General features: G+C 71.1%; 21 protein-coding genes. 11 read left to right on the plus strand and 10 right to left on the minus strand.

From position 1 onward, the window contains the following. Positions 1-114: 114 nt before the first annotated feature. The 3 genes from ACVCAG_RS28700 to ACVCAG_RS28710 form a co-directional block, all read right to left on the minus strand. Positions 115-711 carry a hypothetical protein gene (locus ACVCAG_RS28700; protein WP_440086547.1) on the minus strand — a complete coding sequence of 199 codons (597 nt, stop codon included), beginning with the start codon at positions 709-711 and terminating at the stop codon, positions 115-117. Between the two features lie 169 nt (positions 712-880). Then, positions 881-1,537 (minus strand): methionine ABC transporter permease, encoded by a 657-nt coding sequence (locus tag ACVCAG_RS28705; protein ID WP_447190612.1) that lies wholly within the window; start codon positions 1,535-1,537, stop codon positions 881-883. Beyond that, on the minus strand, positions 1,534-2,496 hold the full coding sequence (locus tag ACVCAG_RS28710; RefSeq protein ID WP_447190613.1) for a methionine ABC transporter ATP-binding protein: 963 nt from the start codon (positions 2,494-2,496) through the stop codon (positions 1,534-1,536). Before ACVCAG_RS28710 ends, ACVCAG_RS28705 begins: the two co-directional genes overlap by 4 nt. A gap of 97 nt (positions 2,497-2,593) precedes the next feature. On the opposite strand from ACVCAG_RS28710, the gene ACVCAG_RS28715 reads away from it, so the two are divergent. Next, complete coding sequence (locus ACVCAG_RS28715; RefSeq protein ID WP_447190614.1) at positions 2,594-2,743, plus strand: hypothetical protein; 150 nt, start codon at positions 2,594-2,596, stop codon at positions 2,741-2,743. 97 nt (positions 2,744-2,840) lie between these two features. Here the strand turns inward: ACVCAG_RS28715 and lon are convergent, their stop codons facing one another. Next, positions 2,841-5,210, minus strand: coding sequence for an endopeptidase La (lon, locus tag ACVCAG_RS28720; RefSeq protein ID WP_447190615.1), 2,370 nt, complete (start codon positions 5,208-5,210; stop codon positions 2,841-2,843). Between the two features lie 273 nt (positions 5,211-5,483). Next, positions 5,484-6,287 carry a cellulose binding domain-containing protein gene (locus tag ACVCAG_RS28725; RefSeq protein ID WP_440086550.1) on the minus strand — a complete coding sequence of 268 codons (804 nt, stop codon included), beginning with the start codon at positions 6,285-6,287 and terminating at the stop codon, positions 5,484-5,486. 352 nt (positions 6,288-6,639) lie between these two features. On the opposite strand from ACVCAG_RS28725, the gene ACVCAG_RS28730 reads away from it, so the two are divergent. Continuing rightward, the gene (locus ACVCAG_RS28730) at positions 6,640-7,980 is read left to right on the plus strand and encodes a sensor histidine kinase (RefSeq protein ID WP_447190616.1); all 1,341 of its coding nucleotides are present in this window, start codon (positions 6,640-6,642) and stop codon (positions 7,978-7,980) included. A gap of 49 nt (positions 7,981-8,029) precedes the next feature. Further along, positions 8,030-8,686 carry a response regulator gene (locus tag ACVCAG_RS28735; RefSeq protein WP_440067077.1) on the plus strand — a complete coding sequence of 219 codons (657 nt, stop codon included), beginning with the start codon at positions 8,030-8,032 and terminating at the stop codon, positions 8,684-8,686. Positions 8,687-8,819: 133 nt separating this feature from the next. Here ACVCAG_RS28735 and ACVCAG_RS28740 read toward each other — a convergent pair whose 3' ends face one another. Continuing rightward, on the minus strand, positions 8,820-9,347 hold the full coding sequence (locus ACVCAG_RS28740) for a GNAT family N-acetyltransferase (RefSeq protein ID WP_440086552.1): 528 nt from the start codon (positions 9,345-9,347) through the stop codon (positions 8,820-8,822). Positions 9,348-9,567: 220 nt separating this feature from the next. Here ACVCAG_RS28740 and ACVCAG_RS28745 point away from each other — a divergent pair, with 220 nt between their 5' ends. The 3 genes from ACVCAG_RS28745 to ACVCAG_RS28755 all read left to right on the plus strand — a co-directional run bounded on the left by ACVCAG_RS28745 (position 9,568) and on the right by ACVCAG_RS28755 (position 12,163). Further along, positions 9,568-10,308, plus strand: coding sequence for an alpha/beta hydrolase (locus tag ACVCAG_RS28745; RefSeq protein ID WP_440086553.1), 741 nt, complete (start codon positions 9,568-9,570; stop codon positions 10,306-10,308). Continuing rightward, positions 10,301-11,434, plus strand: coding sequence for an acyltransferase family protein (locus ACVCAG_RS28750; protein WP_440086554.1), 1,134 nt, complete (start codon positions 10,301-10,303; stop codon positions 11,432-11,434). The genes ACVCAG_RS28745 and ACVCAG_RS28750 overlap by 8 nt, the downstream gene beginning before the upstream one ends. Before the next feature lie 63 nt (positions 11,435-11,497). Continuing rightward, on the plus strand, positions 11,498-12,163 hold the full coding sequence (locus tag ACVCAG_RS28755) for a biliverdin-producing heme oxygenase (protein ID WP_447190617.1): 666 nt from the start codon (positions 11,498-11,500) through the stop codon (positions 12,161-12,163). A gap of 166 nt (positions 12,164-12,329) precedes the next feature. On the opposite strand, the gene ACVCAG_RS28760 is transcribed toward ACVCAG_RS28755, so the two are convergent. Together ACVCAG_RS28760 and ACVCAG_RS28765 are read right to left on the minus strand one after the other, a co-directional pair. After that, positions 12,330-13,298, minus strand: a complete 969-nt coding sequence (locus ACVCAG_RS28760; protein WP_440086556.1) for a virginiamycin B lyase family protein — start codon at positions 13,296-13,298, stop codon at positions 12,330-12,332. A gap of 551 nt (positions 13,299-13,849) precedes the next feature. Then, positions 13,850-14,431, minus strand: coding sequence for a hypothetical protein (locus tag ACVCAG_RS28765; RefSeq protein ID WP_447190618.1), 582 nt, complete (start codon positions 14,429-14,431; stop codon positions 13,850-13,852). Between the two features lie 491 nt (positions 14,432-14,922). Here ACVCAG_RS28765 and ACVCAG_RS28770 point away from each other — a divergent pair, with 491 nt between their 5' ends. Both ACVCAG_RS28770 and ACVCAG_RS28775 read left to right on the plus strand, forming a co-directional pair. Beyond that, on the plus strand, positions 14,923-15,507 hold the full coding sequence (locus tag ACVCAG_RS28770) for a hypothetical protein (protein ID WP_440086558.1): 585 nt from the start codon (positions 14,923-14,925) through the stop codon (positions 15,505-15,507). Then, a complete protein-coding gene (locus ACVCAG_RS28775) occupies positions 15,500-16,573 on the plus strand; it encodes a hypothetical protein (protein WP_447190619.1) in 1,074 nt (357 codons plus the stop codon). The genes ACVCAG_RS28770 and ACVCAG_RS28775 overlap by 8 nt, the downstream gene beginning before the upstream one ends. 204 nt (positions 16,574-16,777) lie before the next feature. Here the strand turns inward: ACVCAG_RS28775 and ACVCAG_RS28780 are convergent, their stop codons facing one another. After that, on the minus strand, positions 16,778-17,149 hold the full coding sequence (locus ACVCAG_RS28780) for a DoxX family protein (protein ID WP_440086560.1): 372 nt from the start codon (positions 17,147-17,149) through the stop codon (positions 16,778-16,780). A gap of 92 nt (positions 17,150-17,241) precedes the next feature. Here ACVCAG_RS28780 and ACVCAG_RS28785 point away from each other — a divergent pair, with 92 nt between their 5' ends. Next, a complete protein-coding gene (locus ACVCAG_RS28785; RefSeq protein WP_440086561.1) occupies positions 17,242-17,898 on the plus strand; it encodes a TetR family transcriptional regulator in 657 nt (218 codons plus the stop codon). Positions 17,899-17,951: 53 nt separating this feature from the next. After that, on the plus strand, positions 17,952-18,578 hold the full coding sequence (locus ACVCAG_RS28790) for a TetR/AcrR family transcriptional regulator (RefSeq protein WP_447190620.1): 627 nt from the start codon (positions 17,952-17,954) through the stop codon (positions 18,576-18,578). Between the two features lie 130 nt (positions 18,579-18,708). Here ACVCAG_RS28790 and ACVCAG_RS28795 read toward each other — a convergent pair whose 3' ends face one another. Beyond that, entirely contained in the window at positions 18,709-19,437 is a 729-nt protein-coding gene (locus ACVCAG_RS28795; protein WP_447190621.1) for a hypothetical protein, read from the minus strand. A 41-nt stretch (positions 19,438-19,478) separates the two neighbouring features. On the opposite strand from ACVCAG_RS28795, the gene ACVCAG_RS28800 reads away from it, so the two are divergent. After that, positions 19,479-20,105 carry a TetR family transcriptional regulator gene (locus ACVCAG_RS28800; RefSeq protein WP_440086564.1) on the plus strand — a complete coding sequence of 209 codons (627 nt, stop codon included), beginning with the start codon at positions 19,479-19,481 and terminating at the stop codon, positions 20,103-20,105. Positions 20,106-20,258 lie beyond the last annotated feature (153 nt).

Consider the following 20,258-nt stretch of genomic DNA (forward strand, 5'->3'; position numbering starts at 1 on the left):
CGGAGGTGGCCGTACCCGGGAGGGTCCCGGCCGGGTGGATCAGCGTGGTCGTACTCCTGGGAGCTCGGGCCGTGCGCAGCGCGGCCGTGTTCCGGGGAGCCTCGGCCGTGCGGATCAGGCGTGGCTGTAGACGTGCTCCCAGCCACTCTGGTAGCCGTTGGGGTGGCCGTGGTTGCCCCGGCTCACCTTGACGTAGATGTGCTCGGCGTCCGTGCCGGAGAAGGAGTAGAAGGCGGGCTTCTTGGAGCAGTTCTTGAAGCTCTTGAAGGTGGACGAGCCGTCGAAGCCCACGACCTTGAAGGTCTCCCACGCACAGAAGTGCTTGGGCTTGCTCCACCACTTGTGGTTGGTGAGCTTGCTACCGACGGTGTAGTGGTATTCGTGCTCCCACTTCCACGCGCGCTTCTTGAACCACTGCTTCACCCACTTGCACTTCTTTTCACCCTTGTGCCAGTAGCACTTCTTGACGATCTTGGAATACTTCTTCCAGTACCAGTGCTTCTGTGACTTCTTCTCCACGGCGACCTTGCCTTCGGCCTCCGCCTTCTCGTCACCGGAGTAGTACGGTCCCCAGGAGTCGACGAAGTAGGGGGTCGCGGCGGTGGCGGTCTGGACGGGGGTCGCGGTCTCGGCGTTGGCCATCGCCGGGGCGCCCGTGGCGAGCAGGGCGGCCATACCGGCGCCCAACAGGATTCGGCTGGCGAATCGCATTTCGAGGGGTTCCTCTCGGGAGTGAGGATTCTGACACACATGTTGTACGATGCGCCGATTGCCCCTGACTTTCACGTCACTTGAAACACCAGGCCACGCCAATGATCAAATCAGATTGCTTACCGGATAGATCATGAAATAGAATTAAATGATCAATGTGACAATCCGGTCAGTTACGCGCGAGACGGCGGGCGACGGTGTCGCCCAGGGTCTGCACGATCTGCACGACGGCGACCAGCACCACCACGGTGACGATCATGAGCGTGGTCTCGAAGCGCTGGTAGCCGTAGCGGATCGCCAGGTCCCCGAGTCCTCCCCCGCCGATCGCCCCGGCCATCGCCGAGTACGAGATCAGCGCGACCACGGTCACCGTGAGCCCCGCGACCAGGCCGGGCATCGCCTCGGGCAGCAGGACCTTGCCGACGATGGTCACGCGCCCGGCCCCCATGGCCTGGGCCGCCTGCACCCTGTCCCTGCCGACCTCGCGCAGCGCGGTCTCCACCAGCCGGGCGAAGAACGGCGCCGCGCCGAGCGTCAGCGGGACCACCGAGGCGATGGTGCCGATGGTCGTGCCGACGATCAGCCTGGTCAGCGGGAGAATCGCGATCATCAGCACGATGAAGGGCAGCGAGCGGCCGATGTTGACGACCAGCCCGAGCACCCGGTTGAGCGCGGGCGAGGGGAACAGCCCGCCCCGGTCGGTGGCGACCAGGGCCACCCCGAGCGGGAGGCCGAGGATCACCGTGAACAGGGTCGACCACAGGACCATCTGGACGGTCTGGCCGGTCGACTCCATCAGCAGCGGGAACATCTCTTCCCAGGTCATCGGGCCTCCTCGACGAGCAGGCCGCGTTCGGCCAGGTAGGTGAGCGCGGCGGCGCGCTCGTCACCGGTGACGAGCAGGCGCAACCGTCCGGTCGAGACGCCCGCCACCTCCTCCAGGGCTCCGCCGAGGATGTTGACGTCCACGTCGAACTTGCGGACCACCTGCGACACCACCGGCTCGTCGGCCTGCCCGGTGAAGGTGATCGTGACCTGGCCCGGCTCCGGCTCCGGCAGGGGGAACAGCTCCGCGGCGAGCCTGGAGCCGGGCCTGGAGATCAGTTCGGGGATGGTCCCCGACTCCTCGACCAGGCCGTCCCGCATGACGGCGACCGAGTCGCAGATCGACTTGACGACGTGCATCTCGTGGGTGATCAGCAGGATCGTCAGGCCGAGCTCGCGGTTGAGGCGCTTGAGCAGGGCCAGGATCGACTGCGTGGTACCGGGGTCGAGCGCCGAGGTGGCCTCGTCCGAGAGCAGTACCGGGGGGCTTCCGGCCAGCGCGCGGGCGATGCCGACCCGCTGCTTCTGCCCGCCCGACAGCTGCGCGGGGTGTGCCCCGGCCTTGTCGGCCAGTCCGACCAGCTCCAGCAGCTCGGCCGTACGCCTGACGCGCTCGGCCTTGGCCATCCCCATGACCTCCAGCGGGAAGGCGACGTTCCCGGCGACCGTGCGGGAGGAGAGCAGTGCGAAGTGCTGGTGGATCATCCCGATCCGCTGCCGGGCCATGCGCAGGTCGCCCTCGCGCAGGGAGGTCAGCTCCTGGCCCGCCACCGAGACGGTGCCGGAGGTGGGTCGCTCCAGCAGGTTCACGCAGCGCAGCAGGGTGCTCTTGCCGGCGCCGCTCTGCCCGAGCACGCCGAATATCTCACCCTCGCGGACGTGGAGATCCACGCCGTCGACGGCGACCACCTCTCGGCCCCGATCCTGATAGACCTTCCGCAGGCCCGAAACATCGATCACAGCTGGTCCCCAACGTGCCCTTGCTTTGCCCTCATTCCCGACATGTTATGTGAAACCGATCACCGGTCACGAACGTCCGTCTCCGGCGGGACCCCCCGTGGCCGTACCCGGTCGATCCCGGCGACGCCTGGTCATCACCGGTACGGTGCGGGTGTTGAGCCCGTCGGCGTCGACCCGCTCCTCCAGGAGCATCCACACCTCCCCCGCCTCGGACAGCCTGCGCCCGGCCCGCTGGGCCTGGACCTGATGATTCGTCCATTTATATTCGTTAAGCCCGTTCCGTACGAGAACGGCGACGGCCCGGCCTCTCCGGGGATAGGGCGGGCCGTCGCGGGGAACACGGGTCAGGCGGCGGTGTGCTGGGCCACCTTGGCCGGGGTGAGCGCGATCTCCAGGACCTCGCGCACGTCGCTCACCGTGTGCACGGTGAGCTCGTCGCGGACGGCCTGCGGGACGTCGTCCAGGTCGGGCTCGTTGCGCGCCGGGATCAGCACGGTCGTGATGCCCGCCCGGTGGGCGGCCAGCAGCTTCTGCTTGACCCCGCCGATCGGGAGCACCCGGCCGGTGAGGGAGACCTCGCCGGTCATGGCCACGTCGGCGCGGACCTGACGGCCGGAGAGCAGCGAGGCCAGGGCCGTGATCAGGGTGACGCCCGCGGACGGGCCGTCCTTGGGAACGGCTCCGGCCGGGAAGTGGACGTGCACCGAGCGGTCCTTGAGGGAACCGACCGGCAGCTCCAGCTCCGCGCCCCGCGAGCGCAGGTAGGAGAGCGCGATCCGAGCCGACTCCTTCATGACGTCGCCGAGCTGGCCGGTCAGGGTCAGGCCGGTGTCGCCGGTCTCGGGATCGGCCAGGGACGCCTCCACGTAGAGGACGTCACCGCCCGCCCCGGTGACCGCCAGGCCGGTGGCCACGCCGGGCACCGCCGTACGCTGGCTGGACTCGGGAAGCGAGGACTCCGGCACGTTACGCGGGCGGCCCAGGTAGGGGACCAGGTCCTCCACCGTCACGGGCAGCTCGCTCTCGCCGAGCGCGACGTTGGCCGTCACCTTGCGCAGGATCCTGGCGATCGAGCGCTCCAGGGACCGGACCCCGGCCTCCCTGGTGTACTCGCCGGCGAGCTTGCGCAGCGCGTCCTCGCCGACGGTGACGTCCTCCGCGGTGAGACCGGCCTTGTCGAGCTGGCGCGGGAGCAGGTGGTCGCGGGCGATGGCGACCTTCTCGTCCTCGGTGTAGCCGTCGAGCGTCACGATCTCCATGCGGTCCAGCAGCGGGCCGGGGATGGCCTCCAGCACGTTGGCGGTCGCCAGGAAGAGCACGTCGCTGAGGTCGAGCTCCACCTCCAGGTAGTGGTCGCGGAAGGTGTGGTTCTGCGCCGGGTCGAGCACCTCGAGCAGCGCGGCCGTCGGGTCGCCCCGGTAGTCGGAGCCGACCTTGTCGACCTCGTCGAGCAGCACGACCGGGTTCATCGAGCCGGCCTCGCGGATGGCCCGGACGATCCGGCCGGACTGGGCGCCGACGTAGGTGCGCCGGTGGCCGCGGATCTCGGCCTCGTCGCGCACGCCGCCGAGGGCGACGCGGACGAACTTGCGGCCCATGGCGCGGGCCACGGACTCGCCGAGGGAGGTCTTGCCGACTCCGGGGGGACCGGCCAGCGCCAGCACCGCGCCGCTGCGGCGCCCGCCGACCACGCCGAGGCCCTTCTCGGCCCTGCGCCCGCGGACGGCCAGGTACTCGATGATGCGGTCCTTGACGTCGTCGAGGCCGGTGTGGTCGGCGTCGAGGACGGCGCGGGCCGCGGCGATGTCGTACGAGTCCTCGGTCCGCTCGTTCCACGGGATGTCGAGGACGGTGTCGAGCCAGGTGCGGATCCAGCCGGTCTCGGGAGACTGGTCGGAGGTCCGCTCCAGCTTGTCGACCTCCTTGAGCGCGGCCTCGCGCACCTTCTCGGGCAGGTCGGCGGCCTCGACGCGGGAGCGGTAGTCCTCCTCCTCGGAGGAGGAGGTGTCGCCGTTCAGCTCGGCGAGCTCCTTGCGGACCGCGGCGAGCTGCTGGCGGAGCAGGAACTCTCGCTGCTGCTTCTCCATGCCCTCCTGGACGTCCTTGCGGATCGTCTCGGCCACGTCGAGCTCGGCCAGGTGCTCGCGGGACCACTCGACCAGCTTCTCCAAGCGGTCGGCCGGGTCGGCGGTCTGGAGGATCTCGGCCTTGCGCGGGGTGCTCAGCCAGGGGGCGTAACCGGAGTTGTCGGCGAGGATCGAGGGGTCGTCCATCTGGTTGACCGCGTCGACGACCTGCCACGCGCCCCGCTTCTGCAGGATCGTGGTGGCCAGCGCCTTGTACTCCTTGGCGAGCTCGTGGGCGCGCTCACCCGCCGCGACGGCGGGAATGCGGGTGGCCTGCACCCACAGGGCCGCGCCGGGGCCGGTCGTGCCGGTGCCCACGCGGACCCGGTCGACACCGCGCACCACGGCCGCGGGCTCGCCTCCGGGGAGCCTGCCCACCTGCTCGACGATCGCCCTCACGCCCACCGAGCCGTATCTGCCGTCGATCCGGGGAACGAGAAGGACCTCCGGCTTGTTGTCAGCGAGAGCCTGTGCCGCGTCGATCGCGGCCCGGACCTCGGTCTCCGACAGGTCAAGCGGGACCACCATGCCCGGCAGCACGACCTCGTCGTCGAGCGGCAGGACCGGGAGGATCAAGCTCTCACTCATGTGAACTCCAAGGGTTGAGTTATACACACTCAATTAATGGGAGCCTGAGAATGTTCCCGAGGTTGAGCGAGTTCGCTGTGAGCGATCGTAATCGTGTAATCAGCATTGCCCGGGTGGCCGGGCGAACCCCAGGTGGGCACATGTTTCAGGTCCGGACCGGGTGAAGGCGCACCCCCGCGGGGGTGCGCCTTCACCCGGTCCGGACCTCCGGTTCCGCCGTCGGACAGGCTCTGACCGTTCAGCGCGGGGATGTCATCGGGCCGGTCCCCTTCCTCACGCCTGGTCGCACGGGATCCCGTTGACCCGGAAGAGGGCCGGGGTGGGGTTGGCGCCCGTGTGGGTGCCCTGGAAGCCGATGACCAGGGACTGCCCGGGAGCGAGGTCCTTGTTCCAGGGCGGGCTCGCGGCCGTCACCGCGCTCTCGGTCTGCGACCAGGCGGCCGCCCAGCCCGAGGTCACCCGCTGTCCGGAGTCGGCGAAGGCGAACGTGAGCCGCCAGTTGACGAGGGGTGTGGAGCCGTTGTTGGAGATCCTGATGTTCGTGTTCATCCCGTTGCCCCACGTCCAGGAGCTGTACTTCACCTCGCAGGTGCCGGGCTCCGGGGGGAGGTCGTTGTAGATCGTGACGGCCGTCGTTCCGGACGGGGGGCTCACCTCACCCTTCGAGTCGACGGCCACGACGTACACGTGGTGGACCTCCGACGCGACGCCGCGCGGGGGGAACGGAAAGAAGATCGTCGTCTCGGTGACCGCGGGCTGGAGGGTGGCCAGCCGGACGGCCGTGCCGTTCTTGTTCTCGTACACGTAGTAGCAGGCGATGCCGTGCGGATCGGTGGAGGCGGTCCAGCTCAGGCGCACCATGGTGAGCGTGACGTTCACGACCGTCGGCGTTCCCGGCGCGGTCGGCGGGGTGCTGGAGGGCGCCGGAGTCTGCGGCGCCGTACGGCACGGGAGGGCGGGGGACGGAGAGGGCACCGGTGACGGTGCGGCCGTTGCGTTTCCGGCCGGCAGGAAGACGAGAGCGGCGGCCACCACTCCTCCGCCGACCCAACCGGCCAGCCATGTCGTTACCCGCATCGATGTGCCCCCTTCAGTGATCGGCCCTTCCAAGGAAAATCACACTCGGGACGGAACCGGTCAACGTCGCGCCACCACCATGGCCGGATGACCCTGGTGGACGGTGCCGGCCGATGAAACGTTCAGCGACGGCGGGCGCACGGGGAATCATCTGGAAGAGAGCGAGGGCGTGGCCGTCCCCGCTCTCTTCGCGACTCCGCCCGGAAGGCGACCCGGCGTGTGAGGCGGCCGGCGACCCGGTCCGGGCACGGCCCGAGCCCACCGGACGGCACGGGTTCCCTCCCCGGTCGCATATCGGAGGTCACCCCCTGGTGGGATGCGGGCCACGGCCGAGCCGCCTACGCTGATCCGGGTGATCCCCAGCCCCGCGCGGCGGTTCCTCGCACGACATACGCGGCGGGCGTGGGAACCCGCCGTACGGCTGGCCCGCCCGCTCACCGAGGCGCTGGTGACCGGGGCCCCCGACCCGGCCCGTCCCCGATCACGCCGCCTCACCCGCCGCGTGCCGCGCGCCCTGGGGCTGCTGCCGTTCCGGACGATCGACCTGGTCCTGCTGGGCGACCTGGCACTGACCTTCGTCCTGTTCGGCGGCGGCCTGTCCTACCTCGAGACCGAGGCGGCCGCGGCGCGTTCCCCCCTCGACCAGCAGGGGCTCATGTTCGCGGCCCTGGCCTTCTCCCTGCCGCTCGCGCTGCGCGACCGGTGGCCGCTGGCCGCCTGGCGGTCGGCGTTCCTGCTCGTTCCCCTGGGGACGGTCGTCTCGCGGCAGTTCCTCCACGAGGTCCCCTACACCGCGGCCGCCTCGATCATGTACGTACTCGTGGTCTACGCGGTCGCGGTCCGCTGCGAGCGGCACATCACCGTGGGCGTGTGGATCGTCTCGTTCCTCGCCGCCTGGATGATCCACCCCAACTCGACGGCCCTCGTCGTCGGCACGGTCTCGGTGACCGTCCTGTTCGGCTACAACGTGCGCGCCCGGCGGCTGGCCGCCGGGCTGCTGGCCCAGGAGGAACGGCGCAGCGAGCGGGCCCTCGCGGCCCAGGCCGCGCTGGAGGAGCGGGCCAGGATCGCCAGGGAGCTCCACGACGTCGTCGCCCACCACATGTCGGTGATCGCCATCCAGGCCGAGGCCGTCCCGCTGCAGGCGTCCGGGGACGCGCGGCGCCTCGAGGAGGGACTGAAGGAGATCCGCGCGCTCTCCCTCGCGGCCATGACCGAGATGCGCCGCGTGCTGGGCGTCCTCAGGGAGGGGGACGGGCACGCCGACACCGCGCCGCAGCCGGGCCTCGGCCGCCTGGAGGAGCTCGTCGACACCGCGCGCTCCGCCGGGCTCGTCGTGACGCTCAAACTCGTCGGTGACCTGGCCCGGCTCCCCACGGCGGTGAGCCTGTCCGCCTACCGGATCGCCCAGGAGTCGCTCAGCAACGCCATGCGGCACGCCCCCGGTTCCACCGTCTCGCTGAAGGTCGCCCGGTACGGCGCCGAGCTGCACGTCCAGGTGACGAACAGCGCCGGGCACCGCTCCCCCGAGCCCTCCGAGTCCCCCGAGTCCCCCGATGAGCGGGGACACATGGGACACGGCCTGATCGGGATGAGGGAACGGGTGTCCGTGCTCGGCGGGAGGCTCTGGGTCGGTCCGACCGGGACGGGCTTCGCGGTAACCGCCATACTGCCGATCAGCGAGGACGCATGACCCCCTCCCCCGGCGCGCGCTCCGGGGGCTCCACGCTCAAGGAGATTCGATGACGACCCGGGTGCTCATCGCCGACGACCAGGGCATGGTACGGACCGGTTTCACGGTGTTCCTGAGCTCGCAGCCCGACATCGAGGTCGTCGGCGAGGCCGCCAACGGCGCCGAGGCCGTGGCGCGGGTGGCCGAGCTGCGGCCCGACGTGGTGCTGATGGACGTGCGGATGCCGGTGATGGACGGCCTCGCGGCGACACGGGAGATCATGAGGTCCGTCGATCCCGCGCCGAGGATCCTGATCCTGACGACGTTCGACCTCGACGACTACGTCTACGAGGCGCTGCGGGCCGGGGCGAGCGGGTTCCTGCTCAAGGACGCCTCGGCGCAGCAACTGGCCGAGGCGGTCCGGGTGGTGGCGGCCGGGGAGGCGCTGCTGGCCCCCTCGGTGACCAGGCGGCTGATCGCGGAGTTCGCCCGCATCGGCCCGAGCCGCCCGCGCGGGCGGCTGGACGACATCACCGAGCGCGAGACGGAGGTGCTCACCCTCATCGCGCGGGGCAGGTCCAACCAGGAGATCGCCGAGGAGCTCGTGCTGTCGGAGCAGACCGTCAAGACCCACGTCGGCCGGATCCTCGCGAAGCTGAACCTGCGCGACCGCGCCCAGGCGATCGTCCACGCCTACGAGACGGGCCTGGTCCGGCCGGGAGAGTGAACCTCGGAGGTGGCCCGTGGCCCGGGCCGGGACACCGGCGGGATCAAAGGAAGGTCGCGGATCCCCTGGTGTCGCCGTCTCCGCGGGCTTTCGAGCGAAACCGCCGACGTCCTGCCCCCTGAGGCGCTCGCCGCTACGGTCGCCCGAGCCGGTACAGGACGTGGGGGCGCAGCGGGTGACCTTCGGGCACCGCCGGATGGTCGAAGTCGCGGGCCGGGTCGCGGGTCATGCCCAGCCGCTCCATCACCGCGCGCGAACGCGCGTTGCGCACGGCCGTCATGGAGACGATCTCGTCCACCCCGGCCACCGCGAAGCCCTCGGCGACGGCCCGCCTGGCCGCCTCGGCGGCGTACCCGTGCCCCCAGGTGTGCCGGGCCAGCCGCCAGCCGACCTCCAGGACGGGGGTGAAGGGCGCCTCGAACCGCTGCCACGCCAGCCCGGTGAAACCGATGAACCGGCCCGTCTGCCCGACCTCCAGCGCCCAGAGCCCGTAGCCGTGCTCGTCGAAGGCCCGCTCGATCCTGTCGACCATGGCGTCGCTCTGCGACCTGGTCAGCGGGGCCGGGAAGTGCTCCATCACCTCGGGGTCGGCGTTCAGTGCGGCGAACGGCTCCCGGTCGTCATCCCGCCACCTGCGCATGACCAACCGCTCCGTCTCCATCCGCCGAGTTTATCGCCGGGCCCGTCGACGGCGGCGTCCCGCGGCCCGGGATCGGCCCGGGGACAGCCCCGCCCCGGCCCGGAAAGGGCCCGGAAGCGGCGCGGATCACCCCCCTCGCTCCCGAGGGGGACGGGGAAGGTGACCACCTCGGGGTGACGCGGGTTACAGGCCGTGATTCCTAGCGTTCTGTTCGGTTCTTCAGACCGGACAGGAGGCTCCCATGTTCCGCCGCTCGCTCGCCGTGGCCGTCGCCGCGGCGCTCGCCTACGTGACGGTCCCGCCGCCCGCGGGCGACCGGGTGGTGCGGGTCTACGGCGACCTCGGCACGGCCGAGCACGTCGCGGTCGTCGTCCCCGGCTCCGACACCACGGCCGCCACCTTCGACGGCGGCAGGGCCAGGCCGTACAGCACGCCGGGGGGCGGGGCACGGGCGCTGCTGGCCGAGGCGCGGACACTGGATCCGGGAGCTAGGCTGGCGGTGGTCGCCTGGCTCGGCTACGACAGCCCGGCGACGCTCAGCCTCGGTGTGATGACCGGGGAGGCCGCGGAACGGGGTGCGGTGGAGTTGCGACGGTACGTCACCGGGGCGCTCAGGGGGAAACGGGTCAGCCTGCTGTGTCACAGTTACGGCTCGGTGGTGTGCGCCGGGGCCGTGCCCGGTTCCGGGGTCGCGGACACGGCCGTGTTCGGCAGCCCGGGGCTGGGCGTCTCGTCGGCCGCCGAGCTGGGCGGCACCCGGTTGTGGGCGGGCAGCGGCGCCCGCGACTGGATGCGCGAGGTGCCCAAGCTCAGGATCGGGCCGCTCGGCTTCGGTCCCGATCCCGCCGCCCCGGCCTTCGGCGCCCGCCTGTTCGGTACCGGCTCCGCCGGGCACAGCGAGTATCTCCGACCGGGCGGCGAGTCCCTGCGCAACCTGACCCTGATCGCGCTCGGCCGTGGCGGCGAGGTGTCCCGTGGCTAGTCTCGCGGCCGGGATCGAGGCGGCCACCCCCGAAGGCAGGGACCGGGGGGTCGACGCGCTGCGGGCGCTGGCGATCGTGGGCGTGGTGCTGGGGCACTGGCTGGTGACGGCGTGGGCACCGGGCGCGGCGGGGGCGGTTCACCTGTCCAGCCCGCTCGCCCACCTGCCGGGGTTCACGCCGCTGTCCTGGGTGTTCCAGACGCTGGCGGTGTTCTTCTTCGTCGGCGGCTACGCGGCGGCTCGCGGTTCACGCCGGGAGGCCGGTGGCGGCGCGTACCGGGCCGGAATCTGGGTGCGGGCCAGGGTGGGGAGGCTGCTGGGGCCGGCGGTGCCGCTGGTCCTGGTCTGGGCGGGGATCGCGGCGGGGATGGCGCTGCGCGGGACCTCGGCGGGAACGATCAGGGCGATGGTGGTCCCGGCGATCGGGCCGCTGTGGTTCCTGGCCGTCTTCGCCGCGCTGACCGCGGCCACTCCCCTCCTCCTGCGCGCGCACCCGGGCATCACGGCCGCCGTGGCGTTCGTCGTCGTGCTCGGGGTGGACCTGGCCAGGTTCGGGCTCGGCGCCCCCGCCTGGACCGGGTGGGCGAACCTGGCGGCCGGATGGCTGGTGCCGTACGCGCTGGGGATCGCCTGGGCGGGTGGGCTGCTCGGCTCGCGCCGGGTGGCGGCGGGCCTGCTGGCCGGCGGGGCGGCCGGGGCGGCGCTGCTGGTCGGCGGGGCCGGGTATCCGGCGAGCATGGTGGGCGTGACCGGGGACGCGGTCTCCAACCTCAGCCCGCCCAGCCTGGCCGTGGTCTGCTTCGGCCTCGCCCAGGTGGGGCTGGCGCTGCTCGTCCGCGCGCCGCTGGCCCGGATGATGCGGCGTCCCCGGCTGTGGGCGGTGGTCGCGCTGGCCAACCTGTCGGCGATGACGCTCTTCCTGTGGCACCAGAGCGCGGTGGTCGTGCTCGCCGTCGCCGCTCTGCGCTTCGGCGACGTGCCCGGCCTGCTGGCGGTGCCCGACGAACCGGTCTGGTTGTCGCACCGGCTGGGCTGGTTCCCGGTGTTCGCGGCCGTTCTGGCGCTCGTCTGGCTTCCCCGATCAACGCGCAGACGATTTAACGACAAGGTGTCGTCATCTGCTTGACGGGGTGCCGCGGCTTTTGTGACACTGCGTCATAATAAAAGGTTTCCTCGTCGCGGAGTGATCATGAGCGAATCGCCCTTCTCCGAAGTCCTCAGGAACGCCACCTGGGGTGATCACGAGTCCGCCGAGGACGAGAGCTACCTCAAGGCGCTGATGGCGGGCGACCTCAGCCCCGAGGCCTACGGCGAGATGGTCGCCCAGCACTACTTCGCCTACGTGGCCCTGGAGAGCGCCTCCCGCTCACTGGCCGCCGATCCCGTCGCGGCGCCGTTCGTCATTCCCGAGCTCTACCGGGAGGAGGCGCTGGTCCGCGACCTGGAGACGATCTACGGGTCCGGCTGGAGGTCCAGGATCGAGCCCTCCAAGCCGACCCTGACCCTGGTGGCCCGCATCAACCAGGTGGCCACCTGGCCGGGCGGTTACATCGCCCACCACTACACCCGTTACATGGGCGACCTGTCCGGCGGGCAGTTCATCCGGATGGAGCTGCAGAAGATCTACGGCTACCGGCCGGGCGGCGGCGTCGACTTCTACCTCTTCGACGGGATCGGCAGCCTGCCCCGCTTCAAGAACGAGTACCGGGCCCGGCTGGACGCGCTTCCCCTGAACAAGGCCGAGAAGGGGCGGCTGATCCGCGAGACCAGGCTCGCGTACCTGCTCAACACCGAGGTCCTGGGCGAGCTCGGCCGGGTGGCCCGGTCCGAGTTCGCGGCGCCTTCGCGCGCTTGATGTCGTCGTTCTCCGCCCGGTATCTGTCGTGGTCAGCCCGCGCGGGGGCTGGTGGAGGCAGCTTTCCGGACGGCGCCGCCCCGGTCCGGAGGTTCGGACCGGGGCGGCTGCGGATATGGGGTGTTGATCGTCGCTGGTGGATCTCGGCTTCCGTCGACCGGTGCGGTCAGATCGCCACGAGGGCGACGTTGTCGACGTAGTTCTCGGTGAGCCAGAGGTTGTTGTCGGGTCCGAGCGTGATGTCGAAGGGACCGGAGACGCTGGTCGGCAGCGGGTACTCGTTGATCGTTCCGGAGGTGGTGACGCTGGCGACGTTGTTGGCGCTCTGCTCGGTGAACCACAGATTGTTGTCCGAGCCGACGGTGATGCCCCACGCGAAGCTGTTGGGATCGGTGAGCGAGTACTCGGTGAAGGTGCCGGTGGTGGTGAGGTTGCTGACCTTGCCGTTGCCGTCGGTGTACCACAGGTTGCCGTCCGGGCCGGCGGTGATCCCGACGGGCATCGCGCCGGAGGACGGGACGGTGAACTCGGTGATCGTCCCGCTGGTGGTGATCTTCCCGATGTTGCCCGCCAGCGACTCGGTGAACCACAGGTTGCCGTCCGGGCCGGCGGTGATGCGCGTGGGATAGGAGCTCGAGGTGGGTATGGGGTACTCGGTGATCGTCCCGCTGGTGGTGATCTTCCCGATCTGGTTGGCCTCCGTCTCGACGAACCACAGGTTGTTGTCCGGGCCGACGGTGATGCCCCACGGATAGGCGTTCGCGGTGGGCAGGGAGTATTCGGTGATCGTCCCGCTGGTGGTGATCCGCCCGATCTTGTTGCCCACCGCCTCGGTGAACCACAGCGCGCCGTCCGGGCCGACGGTGATGTGCCCCGGCTCGGAGCCGCTGGTGGGGAGGGTGTATTCGATGAAGGTGCCCGTGGTGGCGAGACGCCCGATCTTGTTGCCGTAGTTCTCGGTGAACCACAGCGCGCCGTCCGGCCCGGACGTGATCCCGATGGGAGACGCCGGGCTCGTCGGTACCGACAGTTCACTGATCGCCGGTGCCTGGCGGTTCTCCGCCGCGAGCCGGGCCCGCGAGGCGAGGCGGGGTGCGGGCGGGAAGTGGCAGCGGATCCGCCGGTGCTGCGGCATCAGCTTGAGCTTGAGACAGAGCGTGACCCACGGGCGTGGGGGGTGTTGCGGACGATCCGGCGGGGCGGCGGAGGCGGACACCGACGCGGGGACGCTTACCGTCAGGGCCAGGGCCATGGCCACGAGCGAATACCCCAGGCGTCGAGAGCGATGACGCATGACATCCCTTCCACAGGACAGGAGACCGAAAAGGAACGCCGGTCGGCCGTTGGACGTATTCGAGCGGTCGAAGCCGCGGCGTCGAGCCGCCATGAGCGGGAATCGGCGTGAATATCGTCAAAGACCCGATCCGGGCGGCGTTCGTCACCGCTGTCCGGTCCCGGCGATCCCACTATCTCCCGCGATCGCGGGCCGCCTTCGATCACCTGCGTTCGTGGCTGGTCATGAAAGTGCCAACTCCTCGCGGAGCCGCCCAAGGGTCCGCCGGATTTCGCGGGCGGCGACCTCGGCCCCGCCACGCCGAGGACATGTGGAGGGGAGACGTTCCTGGTGGAACGCCAGAACACATGGAAGGGGACGACTCTCGCGGGCGGCGGCGGAAAGGCCGCGGCTCAGGCGACCGAGTGGGTGATGACGCCGGTGTAGATACCCGCGGTGGCGGAGGCCGGGACGGTGATGACGAGCGTCGGCTGCCAGCTCGTGGAGGTGGGGAACGTCCCCTTGCGCCCCCGGAACGCGATCACCTGCGTGGTCAGGGGAACCTTGTCGGCCGCGCTGGCCTGGCCGGGGACGCGGCTGCCGCCACCGGAGGAGGCGACGGACGGGCCGGACCAGTAGGCGATGTTGGCCTTGGAAATGGTCTGGGCCGGTGATCCGGCGAGGGTGAGATCAGTGGCCGACACGGTCGCCGTCCACGGGGGAATACCCACCCGGGAGTCGGCCACGGTCACCGTGCCCAGCGAGGCGCTGTAGTTGCCGCCCGTGCCGCCGGCGCCGAGGTTCGCCGAGTCGGGCAGGCTGATCGCCAGTGGATCGGCGCGCATCGCGACCATCGCGACCGCCGCGATTCCGGTGGCCGGAACCGAGGCCGCAGCCGCGGGCGCCGACGCGCCGAGGGCGAGCAGCAGGGGGAGCGACGCCGCCAGCGACAGGGGCGCCGGTGCGGCGAAGTCGTCCGCACGGGTCTTCCTCATGGCGATCCCTCTCACGTGTCTCGCGGGCGATGCGTGGGGCGCATCCATGTCGGTGGTGCGCGGAAAAACCGGTAGCAGCCTAGATCATCCCGTTCGGGCCAGGCCGGCCGGCTCCGTCCGTGGACGGCAAATCCGGCGCAAAGGCAGTGGTGCGAACGCCCGTAACGGGGCAAATGGACACGCCCACCGGGGTCGCGGCCGGAGAGCATCCAGGGTGCGTCGCGAGGCGGACGCGGTCGAAAAGGGCTGCCGGACGGGTTGCGCCCGCCCCGGGCGCCCGGCCGCCGCACCGGAACGGCTCGCGCGTATTCGACCCCCGCCGCACCCCGTCAGGCGGATCACCGGCCCGGAGATCACCGGAAGTGATCATATGATCGCCAAAAGTTTCCAGATGTCCTCTCGTCCGGTCATCCGGCGGCTGAACGTTGAGCAGTATGTGATCACCTAGGAACGGCCCGGGTGGGACGGTCGCGCGACGAAGGAGATCACCAGTGTCGAAAAGCCGTCTGGGCATCCCTCTGGCAGGCGCCGCCGGCGTGGTGGCGGCCACGGTGATGGTGGCCCTGCCCACCCGAGCCGGCACCTGCCCCCCCTCGACCACCTGCCCCACCACGGTGACCTTCACCGTGACCGCGGCGGGCGGGCTGGCGATCACCGTGCCCAACGGCCCGGTCAGCGTCGGAGGCGGCGCGCCGGGCGACCAGATCAGCGGGCCGCTCGGCGCGGTCACGGTGTCCGACAGTCGCGCCGCGCTCGACGCCACCTGGGTGGCGTCGGTGATCGCCGCGCCGACGGGTTTCACCACCGGCAACGAAACCGCCCCCGAGACCATCCCCGCCGGCGACGCCCGGTACTGGTCCGGCCCCGGGACCGCCACCACCGGTACCGGCAACTTCGTCCCCGGCCAGGCCAACGCGGCGGCCGCGCAGTCGCTGGACGTGTCGCGCACCGCCTTCAGCAAAACGACCGGCTCCGGCAACAACTCCGCCACCTGGAACCCGACCATCGTCATCAACATCCCCGCGCAAGCCGTGATCGGCACCTACACCGGCACGGTGAACCACTCCGTTGCCTAGCCCACCGTTGCGGCGGCCGCGCCACCGGCTCGTCTGCGCGACGCTGCTCGCCCTCCTGTCGCACGCGATGATCGGCGCTCCCGCGACCGCGGACGTGGGCCGGGATCGGGGGCGTCCGACCGGCGAGCCCGTCCTCGGCATCAGGCTGCTGGAGATTCCCGCCAACCGGATGGACGACCCGCGCTCGCACTTCTTCATCGTCGACCATGTCAACCCCGGCACCACCTTCACCCGCCGCCTGGAGGTCTACAGCACCTCACCCGAACCCCAGCACGTGAAGTTGTACGCGGCCGCCGCCGGCATCAAGGGCGGCCGCTTCACCTTCGCCCCGGGCCGGGCCGCCAACGAGCTGAGCTCGTGGATCACACTCAACCACGCCACGGTGAACCTGCCGGCGCACGGCAGGGTGCCGGTCAAGGCCACCGTCACCGTGCCGCCATGGGCGACTCAGGCGGAGCGGTACGCCGTCATCTGGGCAGAGGTGACCTCTCCCGAACCGGGCCCGGAGCGGAACATCGCACTGGTCAATCGCGTCGGGATCCGCGCCTATCTCGACGTCGGCCCGGGCGGGGAGCCGCCCTCGGACTTCCGGATCGGCGAGATAGTCCCCCAGCGAACCGACGACGGCCGGCCGAAGATCGTCGCGGCCGTCGCCAACACCGGACAGCGCGCCCTCGACCTCGATGGACGGTTGTCGCTGTCGGAAGGGCCGAGTTCCCTGAGGGCCGGCCCCTTCCCCACCGACCGCGACACGACCCTGGCGCCCGGCGACCGTGGAGAGGTCACCGTGCTGCTGGGCGACGACCTCCCGGACGGGCCGTGGACGTTCCGCCTCATCCTCCACAGCGGACGCGTCGGGCACACGGCGACCGGAACGCTCACCTTCCCCGCCAAGCCCGGAACGTGGGGCCTGGCGGCCTCGATGGACTCCCCGCTGACGCTGATCCTCACGCTCGCCGGATCGGTCGCCCTCGTCGCCGCGGCACTCCTCCTCATCGGTTTTCGTCGTTTCCGCGCGCGCCGGCGGATTCCGAGCGCCGATCGTCTCCGCGGTGGCCTCACCTGACGGCACCCCGGCGGTACAGCCCCGGCGCTGTACCCGTTCGATCGACACGCACCACGACAACCATCCGGAGCTACGTTGCACTTGATCGCACGGACCCGGGTGAAGGGCCTGCATGCCGCGAACCACGGCTGCTTCCGCTTACGCCACCGAGCACGGCGGCTCCCAGCCCGGGAAGCCTCGAGCCGGGACTCCGGAGCCCGCCTCTCAGAAGGAGTAGGGACCGAAGCGGCCCCAGGCCACGAAGGCGGCCAGCACGAGAAGCACCACGTTGACCACGATCCCCGGGTACTCCTTGCGCCGGAGGTGCACGACGAGGGCGCCGATCATCGTGATCACCAGGGCCGCGGCGGCGATCGGGGTCAGGACGGGCAGGATGCCGGTGACGGCGGGCAGGATGAGGCCGACCCCCGCCAGCACTTCGAGGATCCCGATGATCCTGACCTGCCCGTCCGAGAAGTCCTCCACCCACGGCATCTGGCCCGACAGGTCCGCACGGGACTTGGTGGCCTTGGTGAGACCGGCGAAGAGGAAGGCCAGGGCGAGCAGGCCCTGCACGACCCAAAGGGCGATGTTCATGGTGTACTCCGAGAGAATAAGTGAAGGTAACCCTTCGCTTTGGGTCACCGTAGCATAACCGCAGGAAGGCCTTCACTTTGTAGAATCGGTTCATGGACGCGGGCAAAGGGCGGGGATTGCGCAGGGACGCCGAGATCAACCGGGAGCGGATCGTGGCGGCGGCGCGGGTCGCGTTCCGTGAGGGAGGGCTCGACGTGCCCCTGGAGGAGATCGCCCGCCGCGCGGAGGTGAACATCGCCACCCTCTACCGGCGCTTCCCCGACCGCGAGGCGCTCATCGAGGCGATCCTGGCCGACCGCATGGCCGAGTTCGTCGAGGCCGCCGAGGCGGCGGAGCTCGCCGGCGACCCGTGGGAGGGGTTCGCCGGGCTGGTCGAGCACATCTGCGGCATGCAGGCCGCCGACCAGGGGGTGACCGAAGGCCTCACCTCCTGCTTCTCCGGGGCGGCGCTGGAGTCGCAGCGGGCACGGGCGCTGGCGGCGATCGACCGGGTGATCGAGCGGGCCCGTCGCTCCGGGACGCTGCGCGCCGACTTCACCGGCCAGGACCTGATGTTGATCATGATGGCCAACGCCGGGGTGCTCGGCTCCACGCGCTGCGCCGCCCCGGAGGCGTGGCGGCGGCTGGTCGGCCTGATCCTCGACGCGTGCCGTACCGGCCGCGCCGGCCGGGCCGCCCCGCCGCTCCCCCCGGCTCCCAGCGCCGAGGACATGCACAACGCGATGCTCACGGCCCGCCCGCATCGCTGACCCCGCCCCGGGCTCCGCCTGACGAGGTGCCGGTGCTGTGCGACCATGGGGCCATGCCCCGGATTTCGGCCGCGACCATCGGCGAGCACCGCGTCCAGACCCAGGATCGCATCCTGCGGGCGGTCTCGCGTCTCTCCCGGGACCAGGGCATCGACGCCATCTCCATGACCGACGTGGCGAACGAAGCCGAGATCACCCGCACCGTCCTGTACAACTACTTCCCGGACAAGGCGGCGCTGCTGCTCGCCTTCACCGAGCGGGTGACGCACTACTTCATCGACAGCTACGAGCGGGAACTGCCCGGCCGGGCCTCGCCCGCCGAGCGGCTGCGGGTCTTCGTCAGGCTCCAGTTCGACGGGCTGCTCGCCCACCCCCATCCCGGTCCCGCCGACCTGTCGGCGGCGCTGGGCCCCGACGCCTACCAGCGCCTGGCCGACCACGTCGAGCCGATGCAGCGCATCCTGACGGGCATCATCGACAGCGGCGTGTCATCGGGCGACTTCCAGGCCCCCGACGTGGCCGCCGCCGCCCGGATCATCCTCGCCGTCATCGGCGCCGAGCGGGTCCCGCTGCTCGGCGGCGAGGTGACGCCCGAGGAGGCCGAGAAGATCGTCTCGGGTTTCGTGCTCCGCGGCCTGGGCTTCCGGGGCGTCCCGGACGAAATCCGAGCTCCGGCCTGAGCCCCGGCCCCCTCGAACCGCACGCGTACCGGCGTCTCCGGCCGTCCGGGCTCTCCGGGCACCGGGCCCTTCGGCGACTCCCGCCTCTTCGGTGGGGCGGCCCGTGCCCGGACGCCTCCGCATGGCGGCACTATCCGAGCCGGTCGGCGCTCGGACCACTCGCCGCGGGATCGCGATCCCGGTTCAGGCGGATCAGGGTGACGCCGTACGCGATGATCCAGACGACCCACATCAGCCAGCCGACGAGGCCCAGAAGACCGAGCGGTCCGGTGTGGTCGATGACCAGCGGGGTGAGGGTGGCCGAGCCGAACAGCAGCGCGGCCGAGACCAGCCCCACGGTGCCGTGCCACGGCCGGATGAGACCGGCGCGCAGGCCGGCGACGGACAGGCCGATCAGGGCGAGGGCCAGGAAGGTGCCGTTGAGGGTGAACAGCGCGTCGTGCAGCACCCACAGTCCCCCGGTCGCGGGACTGCGCCGCGCGGTCGTCGACGTGAGCGCGAGGCGGATCGCGATGACCGCGGCGAAGGTGACGTTCTGCAGGGCCAGGCCGGTGAACCCGAGCAGTGACCACGCTTCGTCCCGGCCGCGTTCGAAGCGCCGCAGCGCGGAGACCGCACCCGCGCCGAACAGCGTGGCCAGCAGCCAGGCGGCGGGAGTGAGGGCGGACGCGATGGCGACGACGTCGCCCCGGGTGCCGAAGAACGCGTCGACCTCGCCGACCTCGGCACCGGTGAGCGGCAGGCCGGCGGGCACCATGATCGCGTTGGCGAGGACGATCGTGCCGGCGAAGCCGAGCGCGGCGAGGCCGGTGATCCGGGAGAAGCCGAGGGCGGCTCCTCCCTGAGATTTACGCAACATATATTCATTATAAGCATCGTAAAGTCATTGGAGGGAAACCGGTGAGCGAAGAGCCGGACCGGCGCCGCTACGACTCGTTGCGCCGGGCGACGCAGGCACGGGAGACCCGGATGGAGATCGCCGGCGCCGCCCGCAGGCTGTTCGTGTCCCAGGGGTGGGCGGCGACGACCGTGCGGGAGGTCGCCCGCGAGGCGGGAGTCTCGGTGCCGACGGTCTACGCGGCGTACGGGAACAAGGCAGGGCTGACCCGGGCGCTGGCGGACGCGGCGGACCTGTCGGCCGACGTACCGCGGATGCTGGAGGCGCTGGAGGCCTCGGCGGCGGATCCCGAGCGCCAGCTCGCGGCGATGGCCGCCTACGACCGGCGGCTGTTCGAACGCGCCGGTGACGTCGTCGCGCTGGTCCGCGAGGCGGCCCGTACCGAGCCCGAGCTGGCGGCGGCCTACCGCGAGGGCCGCGGACAGGGTGACAAGACCCGTGAGCTGGTGTTCTCGTCCTGGCCCGACGGCGTCCTGCGACGCGGCCTGGACGTGCGCTCCGCCGTCGACGTCTACGCGGCCCTGTGCAACATCGACGTCTACACCACGCTCACCGTCGAACGCGGCTGGTCACCCGACCGCGTCGAACGGTGGTGGAGCGAGGCACTGGCCCGCGAACTCCTGCGCTGACATCCCCTCCGCGACGGCCCGGGGGGAGCCGGGCGGGGATCCGCTCCAGGATCCCCCCGGCGAAGACGTCGTGGAGGCCGGTCGTCTCCAGGTGCGCGTAGCCGATGTGGCGGTCGCGCATCGCCGCCGGACACACCGCCGTCCGCGGCCCCG

It is taken from the genome of Streptosporangium sp. G12, assembly GCF_052983175.1.

Bases quoted from the DNA above. Each gene is read 5' to 3' on its own strand.
- ACVCAG_RS28785 (WP_440086561.1), top strand. From the start codon at position 17,242: ATGGACGCGGGCAAAGGGCGGGGATTGCGCAGGGACGCCGAGATCAAC.
- ACVCAG_RS28725 (WP_440086550.1), bottom strand. From the start codon at position 6,287: ATGCGGGTAACGACATGGCTGGCCGGTTGGGTCGGCGGAGGAGTGGTG.
- ACVCAG_RS28765 (WP_447190618.1), bottom strand. From the start codon at position 14,431: ATGAGGAAGACCCGTGCGGACGACTTCGCCGCACCGGCGCCCCTGTCG.
- ACVCAG_RS28790 (WP_447190620.1), top strand. From the start codon at position 17,952: ATGCCCCGGATTTCGGCCGCGACCATCGGCGAGCACCGCGTCCAGACC.
- lon (WP_447190615.1), bottom strand. From the start codon at position 5,210: ATGAGTGAGAGCTTGATCCTCCCGGTCCTGCCGCTCGACGACGAGGTC.
- ACVCAG_RS28735 (WP_440067077.1), top strand. From the start codon at position 8,030: ATGACGACCCGGGTGCTCATCGCCGACGACCAGGGCATGGTACGGACC.
- ACVCAG_RS28760 (WP_440086556.1), bottom strand. From the start codon at position 13,298: ATGCCGCAGCACCGGCGGATCCGCTGCCACTTCCCGCCCGCACCCCGC.
- ACVCAG_RS28795 (WP_447190621.1), bottom strand. From the start codon at position 19,437: ATGTTGCGTAAATCTCAGGGAGGAGCCGCCCTCGGCTTCTCCCGGATC.
- ACVCAG_RS28700 (WP_440086547.1), bottom strand. From the start codon at position 711: ATGCGATTCGCCAGCCGAATCCTGTTGGGCGCCGGTATGGCCGCCCTG.
- ACVCAG_RS28740 (WP_440086552.1), bottom strand. From the start codon at position 9,347: ATGGAGACGGAGCGGTTGGTCATGCGCAGGTGGCGGGATGACGACCGG.
- ACVCAG_RS28755 (WP_447190617.1), top strand. From the start codon at position 11,498: ATGAGCGAATCGCCCTTCTCCGAAGTCCTCAGGAACGCCACCTGGGGT.
- ACVCAG_RS28780 (WP_440086560.1), bottom strand. From the start codon at position 17,149: ATGAACATCGCCCTTTGGGTCGTGCAGGGCCTGCTCGCCCTGGCCTTC.
- ACVCAG_RS28705 (WP_447190612.1), bottom strand. From the start codon at position 1,537: ATGACCTGGGAAGAGATGTTCCCGCTGCTGATGGAGTCGACCGGCCAG.
- ACVCAG_RS28745 (WP_440086553.1), top strand. From the start codon at position 9,568: ATGTTCCGCCGCTCGCTCGCCGTGGCCGTCGCCGCGGCGCTCGCCTAC.